The organism is Roseovarius sp. A46 (assembly GCF_004126395.1).
In the GTDB taxonomy this organism is placed as follows: Bacteria; Pseudomonadota; Alphaproteobacteria; order Rhodobacterales; family Rhodobacteraceae; genus Roseovarius; species Roseovarius nitratireducens.
Genome location: NZ_PVWS01000030.1, coordinates 22,340 through 36,295 on the forward strand (window position 1 = coordinate 22,340; position 13,956 = coordinate 36,295).

Here is a 13,956-nt window from a genome sequence, read left to right on the forward strand (position 1 = left end):
AAGCGATCCCGGCGGTGCCGCGCGGGTGGCCGCCGATCTCAGCCGCGCTTGCGCTCCGCCTTGCGCTTTAGCTTGGCCGACTTGCGCCGCGCCGCGCCGATCTTGCGGCGCGGGGGCTTGCCACGCGCTGTGCCCTCACCCTTGGGCACCTGTAACCCTTCGATATCGAGGAGATCAAAAGCCAGCCCGCCCGAGACCGGCGCCGCCTCGGCAAGGCGCACGGTGACCCGCTGCCCCAGTGCGATAATGCGCCCGGTATCGGCCCCCATCAGGGTGCCGCGCTCGGGGTCGAAATGAAAATATTCGCGGCCCAGTGCGCGCATCGGGACGAGCCCGTCCGCTCCGGTCTCGTCCAGCTTCACGAACACGCCGAATCGGGCGATGCCGCTGATCTTGCCAGTAAATTCCTCGCCCAAACGCTCGGAAAGAAAGGCGGCGAGGTAGCGATCATTGGTGTCACGCTCCGCCACCATCGAGCGGCGCTCCGTATCCGAGATATGCTGTGCGGTGGCGTCGAGTCCTTCGATCTCGGGGCCGCTCAGCCCGTCCTTGCCCCAGCCATGCGCCGAGATGAGCGCGCGATGCACGATCAGGTCGGCATAGCGCCGGATGGGCGAGGTGAAATGCGCATAGGCCCTGAGCGATAGACCGAAGTGTCCGAAATTCTGTGGCGCGTAATAGGCTTGCGTCATGGCGCGCAGGGTGGACATGTTGATGACCTCGGCATGGTCCGTATCGCGCGCGGCGTGCAGGAGCGCGTTGAGATGCGCGGTATGCAGCACCTGCCCCTTGGCCAGCACCAGCCCCGCAGTCTCGGCCACCTCGCGCAGCGTGTCGAGCTTTTCAGCCGGTGGCTCCTCGTGAACGCGGAACAAGAGCGGGCTCTTGCGGGTGGTCAGCGCCTCGGCGGCGGCGACATTGGCGAGCACCATGCACTCCTCAATGAGCCGGTGCGCCTCGAGCCGTTCGGCGAAACGCACCGAAGTGACCTTGCCCTCGTCGCTCAGCTCGACCTTGCGCTCAGGCAGATCGAGGTCGAGCGGCTGCCGCCGGTGGCGCGCCTTGGCGAGGGCGGCGTGGGCGGCATAGAGCGGGCGGATCACGTCCTCCAGCAGGGGTTCGGTCTTGTCATCGGGCGCGCCGTCCATCGCCGCCTGCACTTGGGCATAGGTGAGTGATGCCGCAGAGCGCATCAGTCCGCGCACGAAGCGGTGGCCGATCTTTTCGCCTGCTGCGTCGATCTGCATCCGCACGGCAATGCAGGGGCGCGGGACGCCCTCGTGCAGGCTACACAGGTCCGCGGAGAGGCGATCCGGCAGCATGGGCACCACGCGATCGGGGAAGTAGCTGGAATTGCCTCGTTTTTTCGCCTCGTTGTCGAGCGCGGAGCCGGGGCGCACGTAGTGGGCGACATCGGCGATGGCGACCCAAATGACGTGGCCATCGGGGTTTTTCGGGTCGTCATCGGCATGGGCGTGGACGGCGTCGTCATGGTCGCGCGCGTCCGACGGATCGATGGTGATGAGCGGCAGGTCGCGCAGATCCGTGCGGCCCTTGAGGCCGGCGGGTTTCATCGCGTCGGCCTCGGCGATCACCTCGTCGGGGAATTCGTCCGGGATGCCGTGCTGATGGATGGCGATCAGCGACACGGCCTTGGGTGCCGAGGGATCGCCCAGCCGGTCGAGCACCCGCGCGCGCGGCAATCCCATGCGCCCCGGCGGCCCGGCCTGCTCGGCCTCGACCAGCTCGCCATCCTGCGCGCCGCCGGTGGCGTCGCGTGCGACGAGCCATTCCTTTCCCACGCCCTTGTCGATGGGAACGATCCGCCCGCCCTCTTCGCTCTTGCGGAAAATCCCAAGTACTTTCCGTGGGTTGGCCCCTATGCGGCGGATGAGGCGGGCCTCGTAATGGTGCGCTTCGGCGCGGACGTCGTGCACGCGGGCGAGGATGCGGTCGCCCTCGCCCAGCGCCGGGTCGGCTGCGCGGGGCAGCACCAGCACCACCGGCTCCACCCCCTCGCCGTGCCATTCCAGTGGCCGGGCGAGCAGTTCGCCATCGGGCGTCAGCGCGTTGATTTGCAGCACCGTGACGGGCGGCAGGCGCTCGGGGTCGCGGTAGGTCTTCTTGCGTTTTTCCAAGTGTCCTTCGGCCTCTAGCTCGCGCAGGACGCGCTTGAGGTCGATCCGCGCAGCCCCCTTGATACCAAAGGCCTTGGCGATATCGCGCTTGGAGGTGAGGGTCGGGTTGTCGGAAATCCATTGCAGGATTTCCGCCTTGGATGGCAGTTGGCTCATGGCCTGCACGTAGCACGGCGCGCCGGGCGCGTCATCCGCGAAAAGCGGCTGAAACCACGTCGGTATTCTGTCGGTATTCCGTCGGTATCGCGTCGGCCTCATCCAGCGTGCGTGAAAAAATCCTTGGAATTTTCATTTTCCCCGCGCAGGATCGGGGGAACCGAGAATCTTCACAGGGAGCATGCCGCCGATGCTGCAACAGGACCCGAGCGAGACGCGCACCCTCGGTGCCGACTTGCGCGCGCTGCGCAAGGCGCGGGGCATGACGCTCGCGGCGCTGGCCGGGCGGCTGGGGCGGTCGGTGGGCTGGCTGAGCCAGGTCGAGCGCGACCTGTCGGAGCCGTCGATCAGCGATTTGCGGCAGGTGGCAGAGGTGCTGGGCGTGCCGATGTCGCTGCTGTTCGGTCATGCCAGCGCCCCCGCCGAAGAGCAGGGATACGTGGTGCGCGCGGGCGCGCGGCGACCGATGGGATCGGGCGAGGAGGGCCTGATCGAAGAATTGCTCTCGCCCGACCTGACCGACGATTTCGAGGTGATCCACTCGACCTTCGAACCTGCATCGAAGATGCAGCGCGCGGCACAGCGGCCCACGCAGGAGGTGGGCTATATCGTCTCTGGCCGGCTCGACCTGAGCATCGGCGGGAGGCGGTTCACCCTTGGCCCCGGCGACAGTTTCCGCTTTCGCGGTGAGCCGTATTCCTGGGCCAACCCCTATGACACCCCCTGCGTGGCGATCTGGGTGATCGCCCCGCCGGTCTATTGAGGGCGCGGGCATGAGCTGGGAGGCTTGGACCGTCTTTGCCCTCTTCTGGGTGGTGTTTGTCACCACGCCGGGGCCGAACCATGTCAACTGCATCCAGACCGGCATGCATGTCGGGTTCCGCCGCGGCCTGTGGGCGGTGGCGGCGATCCTGACACAGGCAACTCTGTTCCTGACCCTGTCGGCGGCGGGGATCACCGCCTTGATCGCCGCGTCGCCGGTGGCGTTCGAGGCCGCGAAACTCGCCGGTGCGGGTGTGCTCATCTGGCTCGGCATACGCGGCTGGATGCGGGCGCGACGGCCCATCGAGACCGGCACGCAAAGCGGCGGGTCGGTGTTCTGGCGGGCCTTCATGGTGGCCACGATCAACCCCAAGAGCGTGGCGGGCTATCTGGCCGCGTTCAGCCAGTTCGTGCAGCCGGGCGTGCCGATCTGGGATCAGATGTGGGTGATCTTTCCCACCGCGCTGAGCATCACGGCGCTCAGCTATACCGGCTTTACCGCGCTTGGCGCGGGGCTGGGGCGGGCGGCGCTGGGGGCGGTGGTCAATGTCTGGCTGCGGCGCGCAATGGCCGCCGCCTTCGTGATCTATGGCGTGGCATTGGGCAGCGCCGCAACACCGGGGAGGATATGATGCACAAGGGATCGTGTCTGTGCGGGGACGTGACATTTACCGTGAACGCGGCGCCGGAGGGGCCAAGCGTGTGCCATTGCGGACAATGCCGCAATCAATCGGGGCACCTCTGGGCCTCGGCTTACGCGCCGGAGCACGACATCGCAATCACCGGCCGGGTCACATGGTACGAGGCGAGCACCACCGCGAAACGCGGCTTTTGCCCGCGCTGCGGATCGTTCCTGTTCTGGAAGGCGCACGGTGAGGACACGATGAGTTTCGCGCTTGGTGCGCTGGACGAGCCGACCGGCGTGAGGCTGGAGAAGCATATCTTTGTCGCGGACAAGGGTGACTATTACGACATCGCGGACGGGTTGCCGCAGAAAGAGTGAGCGAGGGGAGACATGGCTGAGATACCAACGACCGCACGCGTGGTCATCATCGGCGGCGGCGCCGTGGGGGCGTCCTGCCTCTATCACCTGGCGCGCGCGGGCTGGACCGACAGCGTCCTGCTGGAGCGCAACGAGCTGACAGCGGGCAGCACCTGGCACGCGGCGGGCAACGTGCCCACCTTTTCCACGAGCTGGTCGGTGATGAACATGCAGCGCTACTCGACCGAGCTTTATGCGCGGCTCGGGGCCGAGGTCGATTACCCGATGAACTATCACCAGACGGGCTCTATCCGGCTGGCGCATTCGCGCGAGCGGATGCAGGAATTCGAGCGCGCCAAGGGGATGGGCAAGCACCAGGGGATGGACCTCGAAATCCTCGGGGTGGGTGAGATCAAGGCGCGCTATCCCTTCATCGAGACGCATGACTTGCACGGCGCGCTCTATGACCCCAACGACGGCGATATCGACCCCGCGCAACTGACGCAGGCGCTGGCCAAGGGGGCGCGGGAGATGGGCGCGCGCGTGCTGCGTTTCTGCCCCGCTACCGGCGTGCGGCGCGAGAACGGCGAATGGATCGTCGAGACGGAGAAGGGCGAGATCCGCTGCGAGATCGTGGTGAACGCCGCGGGCTATTACGCGCAGCGCGTCGGCGAATGGTTCAAGCCCTATGGCGGGCGGACCGTGCCGATGATGGTGATGAGCCATCAATACCTTCTGTCCGAGGAAATCCCCGAGATCGAGGCGTGGTCGAAGGAGCAGGGCCGCAAGCTGCCGCTGTTGCGTGACGTCGATGTCTCCTACTACCTGCGGCAGGAAAAGCACGGCTTTAACCTTGGGCCTTACGAGCCGCGCTGTCGCGCCCATTGGGCTGACCCGAGCGATCCCATGCCCGACGATTTCAGCTTTCAGCTCTGGCAGGAGGATATCGACCGGATCGAGGAGATCGTGACCGACGCGATGGCGCGGGTGCCGCTCTTGGGCACCTCGGGGATCAGCAAGATCATCAACGGGCCGATCCCCTATGCGCCGGACGGGATGCCGCTGCTTGGCCCCATGCCGGGGGTGCCCAATGCGTTCGAGGCCTGTGTGTTCACCTTTGGCATCGCGCAGGGCGGTGGCGCGGGCAAGGTGCTGGCCGAATGGGTGACGGAAGGCGCGCCCGAGTGGGACATGTGGTCGTGCGACCCGCGCCGCTACACCGATTACACCGATCACGCGTATTGCGTGGCGAAGGGGATGGAAGTCTATGGCCACGAATACGCCATGCATTTCCCCTGGCACCGCTGGCCGGCTGCACCCGACCGCAAGCTCAGCCCCGTGCATGACCGGATCAAGGAAATGGGCGGCCAGATGGGCGACTATAACGGCTGGGAGCGCGCCAACTGGTTTGCGCAGCCGGGAGATGACACGTCTGAAGAGGCCACGCAGACCTGGGACCGCGCGGGGCCGTGGGAGCCGCGCATCCGGCAAGAATGCGAGGCGGTGAGAGACCATTGCGGCGTGCTCGACCTGCCCGGTTTCTCGCGGTTCAAGGTGCAGGGGCCGGGGGCCGATGACTGGCTTCGCGGGCTGGTCACGGGGGCCTTGCCAAAGGTGGGGCGCGTGGGGCTCGTGTATTTCGCCGACGACCGGGGGCGCATCGTCACCGAGATGTCGGTGACGCGCGAGGCCGAGGACCTGTACGTGCTGGTCACCGCCGCGTCTGCGCAATGGCATGACCGCGAATGGCTGGAGCGGCACATGCCCGAGGGGGCCGGTTTCACGCTGGAGGACTGGACCGACCGGATGTCGACCCTGATCGTCACCGGACCGAAATCGCGGGACGTGCTCAGCCCCCTCACCAACGCCGACCTGTCCCTGCCGTGGCTCAGCTTTCAGGAGGCGGAGGTGGCGGGGCGATGGGCCGCGCTGCTGCGGGTCTCGTTCGCCGGCGAACTCGGCTGGGAAATCCATGCGGAAAACGCCGATATCCCGGCGATCTACGAGGCGGTCGTCGACGCGGGAGCAAAACCCTTTGGCATGTGGGCGCTGAACTCCTTGCGCATCGAGAAGGGGTATCGCGCGTGGAAAGGGGACCTCTCGACCGATTACTCGATGCTGGAGGGCGGGCTTGACCGTTTCGTGAAGCTCGACAAGCCGCAGGAGTTTCCCGGCAAGGCGGCGCTTCTGGCCGAGAAGCAGCGTGGGGTGACGAAACGGTTTGCACCGCTGATCGTCGAGGCGGGGGCGGCGGATGCGCCCTACATGTCGACGATCTGGCACGGGGGAGAGATCGTGGGTGAGACCACCTCCGGGGCCTGGGGCTACCGGGTCGGGGCGTCGGTGGCGCTAGCCATGCTGCGCGCGGACCTCGCGGTTCCGGGCACAAAGGTGGAGGTTGAAATCTACGGCGAGCGGTGCCCGGCGGTGGTGCAGCCCGACGCGCCGCTGTGGGACCCGGAGAACGAGAGGCTGCGCGCGTGACCCTGCCCGCCATCATGCGCGGCGTGTACCTTACCCGCCACGGCGGGCCCGGGGCGCTCGACTGGCGCGAGGATATCCCCGTGCCGCGACCCGGACCGGGCGAGGTGCTGGTCCGGGTGCTGGCGGCGGGGGTGAACAACACCGATATCAACACGCGCGAGGGCTGGTACGCGGCGGAGGTGACGGGGGCCACGGGCGAGACCGGCGAGGGTGTCGAGGCCGGGGGCTGGTCGGGGGCGCTGCGCTTTCCGCTGATACAAGGCGGCGACCTGTGTGGCGAGGTGGTGGCGCAGGGCGCGGGCGTCACCACCCCGGCGCGGGGCGCGCGCGTCACCTGCCCCATCAACATCCCCCGCCCGACGCCGGACAACCCGGTGGGTTTCGTCGCCCTCGGCTCGGAGATCGACGGGGCCTTTGCCGAGTATTGCCTGATGAGGGCCGACGACCTGCATGACGTGAGCGACGCACCGCTCTCGGACGTGGAAATCGCGGCCATCCCCTGCGCCTTCGGCACCGCGCTGGGGTTGCTCGACCGGGCGGGCGTGGCGGCGGGACAGAAGGTGCTGATCACCGGGGCCTCGGGCAATGTCGGCCTCGCGGCGGTGCAACTGGCGGCCATCATGGGCGCGCGGGTGACCGGCATCGCCGCCCCCGCCAAAGCGGAGATCGTGAAGGAAGAAGGCGCGGTCGAGGTGATCGCTCGTGACGCCCCGCTGCCCGAAGACCGCTTCCACGCGGTGATCGACCTCGTGGGCGGCCCCGCCTTCCCCGCGTTCATCGACGCGCTGCGTCCCGGCGGGCATTACGCGGTGGCGGGTGCCATCGCCGGACCGATGGTCAGCGCCGATCTGCGCCGCATCTACCTGCGCGATATCACCATCCACGGCTGCACCTACCAGTCTAGCTACGTCTTTGCCCAGCTGATGGATATGGTGCGCAATGGCGAGGTTCGTCCGCGCATCAAAGCCACCTATCGGCTGCGCGACATCGCCCGCGCGCAGGAGGATTTCCAGGCCAAGGCCGATGCCGGCAAGCTGGTCCTGCTGCCACAGGAGACCGCTACATGACTGCAATCACGTTGCTTGACGGCTCCATCGGGCAGGAGCTTGTGAAACGCTCCGGCGATCGGGCGACACCGCTGTGGTCCACGCAGGTGATGATTGACCACGGCGACCTCGTGCGGGAGGTGCATGACGCCTATTTCGCCGCCGGGGCCACGGTGGCCACCACCAACACCTACGCGGTGCTGCGCGACCGGCTGGCGCGGGTGGGGCTGGAGGATCAGGTGGCCCGCCTTGCCGAGACCGCCGTAACCGCCGCCTGTGCCGCGCGCGACGCGCACGGATATGGCCGCGTGGCCGGGGCGCTTGGGCCGCTGGTGCAATCCTATCGCCCCGACCTCTGCCCCCCTGCCGAGGAAGCCGCGCGCATCTATGCCGAGCCGGTGGCGGCGCTTGCGCCCGGTGTCGACCTGCTGTTGCTGGAAACCATGAGTTCGGTCGATCAGGCGCGCGGCGCGCTGATGGCCGCGCGCAAGACCGCCCTGCCCGTCTGGCTCGCCGTGTCGGTGATGGACGACGACGGCACGCGCCTGCGCTCGGGCGAGCCGCTTGGGGCGCTGGCCCCGCTTATCGCCGAGATGCCGCCCGATGCGATCCTGCTCAACTGCTCGCCGCCCGAGGCGATCACGCAGGGGCTGGGCGAAATCGCGGCGTTTGGCCTGCCCTTCGGGGCCTATGCCAATGGCTTTACCCGGATCAGCGACGGCTTTCTCGGCGCCGCACCCACGGTCGACGCACTTGAGCAACGCACCGACCTCAGCCCCGCCGTCCATGCCGAGGCGGCGATGGGCTGGATCGCGCAGGGTGCCACCATCGTCGGCGGCTGCTGCGAGATCGGCCCCGCCCATATCGCGGAGCTGGCGCGACGTATCCGCGGGGCAGGCCATGACATCGTCTGACCCGCTGTTTCTTCTTGCCGGAAATACTCCGGCCCAACCATGACACGAGGTGAATCATGACCGATCTTCCAACGCAGGCCCGCGTGGTCATCATCGGCGGCGGCGTAGTGGGCTGTTCCGTCGCGTATCACCTGACCAAGCTGGGCTGGAGCGACGTGGTGCTGCTGGAGAGAAAGCAACTGACCTCCGGGACCACATGGCATGCCGCGGGGCTTATCGGGCAGCTCAGGGCCACCGCCAACATGACGCGCCTCGCGCGCTATTCGGCGGAGCTTTATACCGGGCTGGAGGCCGAGACCGGCATCGCCACCGGCTTTCGGCAGGGGGGGGCGATCTCGGTGGCGCTGACCGCTGACCGCCGCGAGGAACTGATGCGCAGCGCCGCGATGGCGCGCGCCTTTGGCGTGCCGGTTGAGGAGCTGAGCCCCGCCGAGATCAAGGACCGTTACCCGCATATCAACCTCGACGGCGTGACGGGGGGCGTGTGGCTGCCGACCGACGGGCAGGCCGACCCGGCCAATATCGCGCTGGCGCTGGCCAAGGGGGCGCGCAACCGGGGCGCGCGGGTGGCCGAGCGGGTGAAGGCGACGGGCATCGCGCGGCAGGGCCGCCGCGTGACCGGCGTGGACTGGCAAGGCGAGGATGGAAGCAGCGGCCATATCGCCTGCGACATGATCGTCAATTGCGCGGGGATGTGGGGCCGCGAGGTGGGGCGGATGTTGGGCACCAACGTGCCGCTGCATGCCTGCGAGCATTTCTATATCGTATCCGAGCCGATCGCGGGGCTTTCGCAGCTTCCGGTCCTGCGGGTGCCGGATGAATGCGCCTATTACAAGGAGGATGCGGGCAAGATGATGCTCGGGGCGTTTGAGCCCAATGCCAAGCCGTGGGGGATGGCGGGCATTCCCGAGAGTTTCGAGTTCGATCAGTTGCCGGAGGATTTCGACCATTTCGAGCCGATCCTCGAGGCGGCCGTCAACCGGATGCCGATGCTGGCCGAGGCGGGGATTCACACGTTCTTTAACGGTCCAGAAAGCTTTACCCCCGATGATGCCTATCACCTGGGGCTGTGCCCCGAGATGGACAACGTCTGGGTGGCCGCCGGGTTCAACTCCATCGGCATCCAATCGGCGGGCGGTGCGGGGCATGCGCTGTCGCAATGGATGGAGGATGGCGAGAAGCCATTTGACCTGGGCGACGTGGATATCGCGCGGATGCAGCCGTTTCAGGGCAACCGGCAGTACCTCTATGAGCGGTCGAAAGAGACGCTCGGCCTGCTCTATGCCGATCACTACCCCTACCGGCAGAAGGCTACCGCGCGTGGCGTGCGGCGCACACCGCTTCACGCGCAATTGCTGGCGCGTGGCGCGGTGATGGGCGAGGCGGCGGGATGGGAGCGCGCCAACTGGTTCGCCCGCGAGGGGCAGGAGCGTGCCTATGCCTATTCCTGGGGCCGCCAGAACTGGTTCGACAATGCCGCCGCCGAGCATCGGGCGATCCGCGAGGGCGTGGGCCTCTACGACATGTCGAGCTTTGGCAAGCTGCGGGTGGAAGGGCCGGAGGCGGAGGCGTTTCTCAACCATGTCTGCGGGGCGGATATGTCGGTGCCGGTGGGGCGTATCGTCTATACGCAATTCCTCAACCCGCGGGGCGGGATCGAGGCCGATGTGACCGTCACGCGGCTATCGGAGACCGCCTATCTGGTGGTCACCCCTGCCGCCACGCGGCTGGCGGACGAGACCTGGCTGCGTCGGCATCTGGGGGGCCGGATGGTCGTGATAACGGACGTCACCGCCGCCGAGGGCGTGCTGGCGGTGATGGGGCCGAAGGCGCGCGACCTGATGAGCGCGGTCTCGCCCGATGACATGTCGAACGAGGCGCATCCCTTTGGATGGGCGCGGCAGATCGAGATCGGCATGGGGCTGGCGCGGGCGCACCGTGTTTCTTACGTCGGAGAACTCGGCTGGGAGATTTACGTGAGTGCGGACATGGCGGGCCATGTCTTCGAGGTGCTGACAGAGGCGGGCGCGGATCATGGGCTGCGGCTGTGTGGTCTGCACGCGATGGATAGCTGTCGGATCGAGAAGGCGTTTCGCCATTTCGGCCATGACATCACCTGCGAGGATCACGTGCTGGAGGCGGGCCTGGGATTCGCGGTGAAGACCGCCAAGCCGGACTTCATCGGGCGCGAGGCCGTGCTCGCCAAGCGCGAGGCGGGGCTGGAGCGGCGGATGGTGCAATTCCGGCTGACCGATGCGGAGCCGATGCTCTATCACAACGAGCCGCTGCTGCGGGATGGCGAGATCGTGGGCTACCTGAGCTCGGGCGCCTATGGCCACCACCTCGGCGGGGCCATCGGCATGGGATATGTGCCTTGCGCGGGCGAGAGCGCCGAGCAGGTGCTGGCCTCGGCCTACGAGGTCGACGTGGCGGGCACGCGCGTGCGCGCCGAGGCGAGCCTGCGGCCCATGTATGACCCGAAATCCGAGCGGATGCGCGGCTGAGGTCGCGCACGCGCCGCGGTCGGTCGCATTGATCCTGTCGCCGTCTGCCCCTATAGGCGAGGACAACGCGAGAACTGACCCTGGGGAAACGCAGATGTCCAACGCCGCACTTGAAACCGCCATCGAAGCCGCCTGGGAGGCGCGCGACACGATCACGCCCGCAACCGGCGGCGAGACCCGCGAGGCCATCGAGGCCACGCTCGACGCACTCGATTCGGGCCGCCTGCGGGTGGCCGAACGTCACGAGGACGGTGCCTGGCACGTCAACCAATGGGCCAAGAAGGCGGTGCTTCTGGGCTTTCGCATCAAGGACATGGAAATCCATCCGGGTGGCGCGCAGGGCGGCGGCTGGTGGGACAAGGTCGACAACAAGTTCAAGGGCTGGGGCGAGGCCGAATGGCGCGCCGCCGGGTTCCGCGCGGTCCCGAACTGCGTGGTGCGCAAATCCGCCTATATCGCGCCCGGCGTGGTGCTGATGCCGTCCTTCGTCAATCTCGGTGCCTATGTGGACGAGGGTACGATGGTGGACACCTGGGCGACCGTGGGCAGCTGTGCGCAGATCGGCAAAGGCGTGCACCTGTCGGGTGGCGTCGGCATCGGCGGTGTGCTGGAACCGATGCAGGCGGGGCCGACGATCATCGAGGACAACTGTTTCATCGGTGCGCGGTCCGAGGTGGTCGAGGGCTGTATCGTGCGCGAGGGTTCGGTGCTGGGCATGGGCGTGTTCATCGGCAAGTCCACCAAGATCGTGGACCGCGAGACCGGCGAAGTGTTCATCGGCGAGGTGCCGCCCTACTCGGTCGTGGTCTCGGGGTCGATTCCGTCCAAGGGCGGGGTCAACCTCTATTGCGCGGTGATCGTGAAGCGGGTGGACGCGCAGACGCGTTCCAAGACCGCGATCAACGAGCTGCTGCGCGACTGAGTTGACACCCCGGCCCCACGGCACAAGTCTGAGGCCATGAGCGCGGATCGCGATCCTTCCCCGCGCGCCGGGGCACGCAGATGATCCCGGCGCTGTCCTTCCCGCTACTGATGGCGCTGTTTGCCGGGGCCGCCGGGGTGGTCATCGTCTGCTCGTTGCGGGCGACCGGGCTGGCCGACGTGATCGCCGACCGGACCCGGCTGGGCGAGGCGATCATCGGCGCCACGCTGCTCGGCGCGGCCACGTCGCTGTCGGGCACGGTGGTATCGGTCACCGCGGCGAGCGCGGGGGATGCGAGCTTTGCCATCTCCAACGCCATCGGCGGCATCGCGGCACAGACCCTGTTTCTTGCCATCGCCGATGTGCTCTACCGGCGCAGCAACCTAGAACACGCGGTGGCCGAACCGGCCAACCTGTTCCAGTGCGTGGTGCTGATCGGGATGCTGAGCCTGCCTCTGGCGGCGATGGCCGGGCCGGAGGTGACGGTCGTCGGGCTTCACCCGGTCTCGGTCGTGCTGTTCCTGATCTACGTGACCTCGGTGCGCGTGGGCGCGCGCATCCGTGAAACGCCGATGTGGCGACCGACGCAGACCAGCCAGACGCGCCACGACGTGCCCGAGGACGAGGCCGAACGCCACCGCCCAGTGACGGGCCCGCTGCTGGTCTTCGGCGGGCTCGTCTGTCTGATGGGGGCCGGGGGATGGGTCATCAGCCAGGTCGGGGCAGAGCTTATCGCGCGCTACCAGCTCGGCTCCAGCCTCGTGGGGGCGCTTATCACGGCGGTCGTCACCTCGATGCCCGAGCTTGTCACGACGTTGACGGCGATCCGGCGCGGCGCATTGCAACTGGCCGTGGGCGGAATTATCGGCGGCAACACCTTCGACGTGCTGTTCCTGGTGCTGTCGGATATCGCCTATCGCGAAGGCTCGATCTATCACGCGATGCAGGCGGCGGACGTGTTCTGGATCGCGGTCGGCCTGCTGATGACCTCGGTCCTGCTGGCGGGCCTGATCCTGCGGCAGAAACACGGGCCGGCGCGGATCGGGGTCGAGAGCGTCCTGCTCTTCGCGATCTATATCGGGGCGGTCACGGTGCAGGTGTTCGCGCAGGGCTGAGACCGGGCGATAAGGGCCGGGCACGGCTTGACATGCGACGGGCGTCGGCGCATGTCGCGCGGATGAGCAGGGACACGACACAACAGGTCTATACCCTCGTCGTCGAGGTCGGGCGCAAGGCGGGCGACGGGCTGCCGGACGCGGCCACCGGCGCGGCGCTGATGGTCTATGCCTCGGGCGTGGACGAGGCCGAGGCGGTGCGCGAGGCGGTGGCGATTCTCAAACAGGCGGGGATGGCGCCGCTGGACGTGACCGGACACGGCACATGCGAGGAGCGCGAGGCAGAAGGCCACGAGATCGACACGGAGGAGCGCGCGCTCATGGCCCGCGCCCGCGACGAGAACGCGGTGATCGTGGCGCAGGTGACGCCGTTTCACGACTGAGGCCGATGCCGGGCTTGTCTTGACGGTCTGTTAAGGGCTATGTTCTAGTCTTGTTCACCATGACAGTACGGGGGGAGTCCATCAAGATGTCGGCTATGGAGCATCCCGCCACACAAGACCTGCGCCGTTTCCTGGGGCAAGACCGGTTCGGCTGTGTCATGGCCGACCCGCCGTGGCGATTCACCAACCGCACCGGAAAGGTCGCGCCGGAGCATAAGCGCCTGTCGCGCTATCCCACCATGACGCTGGGCGAGATTTGCGCGCTGCCGGTGGCCGAGTATCTGACCGACGCGGCGTGGGGTTCTATTTTCGCAACGTGACGGAAGTTCATGAACGTAACGTTTACTCCAATCTGACACCACTCTGAGTTTGGTCTGAATTTGGATCTGTTCATAGATCAAAACTCCCACTACACGAGTCGCAGTCAAGGAACGTCTGAAAAACCTGCGACTTTCTGCCTAATCTGATAGGTTTGGGGCGTCCGCCAGAGGAGTCCTGCCGATGCCGAAACAGCCCGCCTTTCCCAGCCTGCGTGATGCGATGAAGAAGA

The 13,956-nt window shown here is 67.2% G+C and carries 11 protein-coding genes and 1 pseudogene; 11 read left to right on the forward strand and 1 reads right to left on the reverse strand.

The genetic code is table 11. The features are described 5' to 3' along the window. Positions 1-38: 38 nt before the first annotated feature. On the reverse strand, positions 39-2,294 hold the full coding sequence (rnr, locus tag C6W92_RS14265) for a ribonuclease R (protein WP_129434360.1): 2,256 nt from the start codon (positions 2,292-2,294) through the stop codon (positions 39-41). Positions 2,295-2,484: 190 nt separating this feature from the next. Here rnr and C6W92_RS14270 point away from each other — a divergent pair, with 190 nt between their 5' ends. The 11 genes and pseudogenes from C6W92_RS14270 to C6W92_RS14320 all read left to right on the forward strand — a co-directional run. Next, complete coding sequence (locus C6W92_RS14270; protein WP_104019617.1) at positions 2,485-3,057, forward strand: XRE family transcriptional regulator; 573 nt, start codon at positions 2,485-2,487, stop codon at positions 3,055-3,057. A 10-nt stretch (positions 3,058-3,067) separates the two neighbouring features. Next, a complete protein-coding gene (locus C6W92_RS14275; protein WP_129434362.1) occupies positions 3,068-3,688 on the forward strand; it encodes a LysE family transporter in 621 nt (206 codons plus the stop codon). Next, the gene (locus tag C6W92_RS14280) at positions 3,688-4,059 is read left to right on the forward strand and encodes a GFA family protein (RefSeq protein ID WP_206018376.1); all 372 of its coding nucleotides are present in this window, start codon (positions 3,688-3,690) and stop codon (positions 4,057-4,059) included. Before C6W92_RS14275 ends, C6W92_RS14280 begins: the two co-directional genes overlap by 1 nt. Positions 4,060-4,071: 12 nt before the next feature. Next, positions 4,072-6,522, forward strand: a complete 2,451-nt coding sequence (locus C6W92_RS14285; protein ID WP_129434364.1) for an FAD-dependent oxidoreductase — start codon at positions 4,072-4,074, stop codon at positions 6,520-6,522. A 2-nt stretch (positions 6,523-6,524) separates the two neighbouring features. After that, on the forward strand, positions 6,525-7,589 hold the full coding sequence (locus C6W92_RS14290) for a zinc-binding dehydrogenase (RefSeq protein ID WP_129434376.1): 1,065 nt from the start codon (positions 6,525-6,527) through the stop codon (positions 7,587-7,589). Next, complete coding sequence (locus tag C6W92_RS14295) at positions 7,586-8,482, forward strand: homocysteine S-methyltransferase family protein (RefSeq protein ID WP_129434366.1); 897 nt, start codon at positions 7,586-7,588, stop codon at positions 8,480-8,482. The genes C6W92_RS14290 and C6W92_RS14295 overlap by 4 nt, the downstream gene beginning before the upstream one ends. A gap of 56 nt (positions 8,483-8,538) precedes the next feature. Next, positions 8,539-10,986, forward strand: coding sequence for an FAD-dependent oxidoreductase (locus C6W92_RS14300; protein WP_129434368.1), 2,448 nt, complete (start codon positions 8,539-8,541; stop codon positions 10,984-10,986). Positions 10,987-11,080: 94 nt separating this feature from the next. Continuing rightward, positions 11,081-11,908, forward strand: a complete 828-nt coding sequence (dapD, locus tag C6W92_RS14305) for a 2,3,4,5-tetrahydropyridine-2,6-dicarboxylate N-succinyltransferase (RefSeq protein ID WP_129434370.1) — start codon at positions 11,081-11,083, stop codon at positions 11,906-11,908. An 80-nt stretch (positions 11,909-11,988) separates the two neighbouring features. Continuing rightward, the gene (locus C6W92_RS14310) at positions 11,989-13,023 is read left to right on the forward strand and encodes a sodium:calcium antiporter (protein ID WP_129434372.1); all 1,035 of its coding nucleotides are present in this window, start codon (positions 11,989-11,991) and stop codon (positions 13,021-13,023) included. A 62-nt stretch (positions 13,024-13,085) separates the two neighbouring features. After that, positions 13,086-13,406, forward strand: a complete 321-nt coding sequence (locus C6W92_RS14315; protein ID WP_206735539.1) for a hypothetical protein — start codon at positions 13,086-13,088, stop codon at positions 13,404-13,406. Positions 13,407-13,501: 95 nt separating this feature from the next. Beyond that, positions 13,502-13,690 (forward strand): annotated as a pseudogene (locus tag C6W92_RS14320) (S-adenosylmethionine-binding protein); the annotation flags it as partial. Between the last annotated feature and the right edge of the window lie 266 nt (positions 13,691-13,956).

Coding starts and splice junctions, on each gene's coding strand:
- C6W92_RS14315 (WP_206735539.1), top strand. CDS start 13,086: ATGAGCAGGGACACGACACAACAGGTCTATACCCTCGTCGTCGAGGTC.
- C6W92_RS14300 (WP_129434368.1), top strand. CDS start 8,539: ATGACCGATCTTCCAACGCAGGCCCGCGTGGTCATCATCGGCGGCGGC.
- C6W92_RS14310 (WP_129434372.1), top strand. CDS start 11,989: ATGATCCCGGCGCTGTCCTTCCCGCTACTGATGGCGCTGTTTGCCGGG.
- C6W92_RS14280 (WP_206018376.1), top strand. CDS start 3,688: ATGCACAAGGGATCGTGTCTGTGCGGGGACGTGACATTTACCGTGAAC.
- C6W92_RS14295 (WP_129434366.1), top strand. CDS start 7,586: ATGACTGCAATCACGTTGCTTGACGGCTCCATCGGGCAGGAGCTTGTG.
- C6W92_RS14285 (WP_129434364.1), top strand. CDS start 4,072: ATGGCTGAGATACCAACGACCGCACGCGTGGTCATCATCGGCGGCGGC.
- C6W92_RS14275 (WP_129434362.1), top strand. CDS start 3,068: ATGAGCTGGGAGGCTTGGACCGTCTTTGCCCTCTTCTGGGTGGTGTTT.
- dapD (WP_129434370.1), top strand. CDS start 11,081: ATGTCCAACGCCGCACTTGAAACCGCCATCGAAGCCGCCTGGGAGGCG.
- rnr (WP_129434360.1), bottom strand. CDS start 2,294: ATGAGCCAACTGCCATCCAAGGCGGAAATCCTGCAATGGATTTCCGAC.
- C6W92_RS14270 (WP_104019617.1), top strand. CDS start 2,485: ATGCTGCAACAGGACCCGAGCGAGACGCGCACCCTCGGTGCCGACTTG.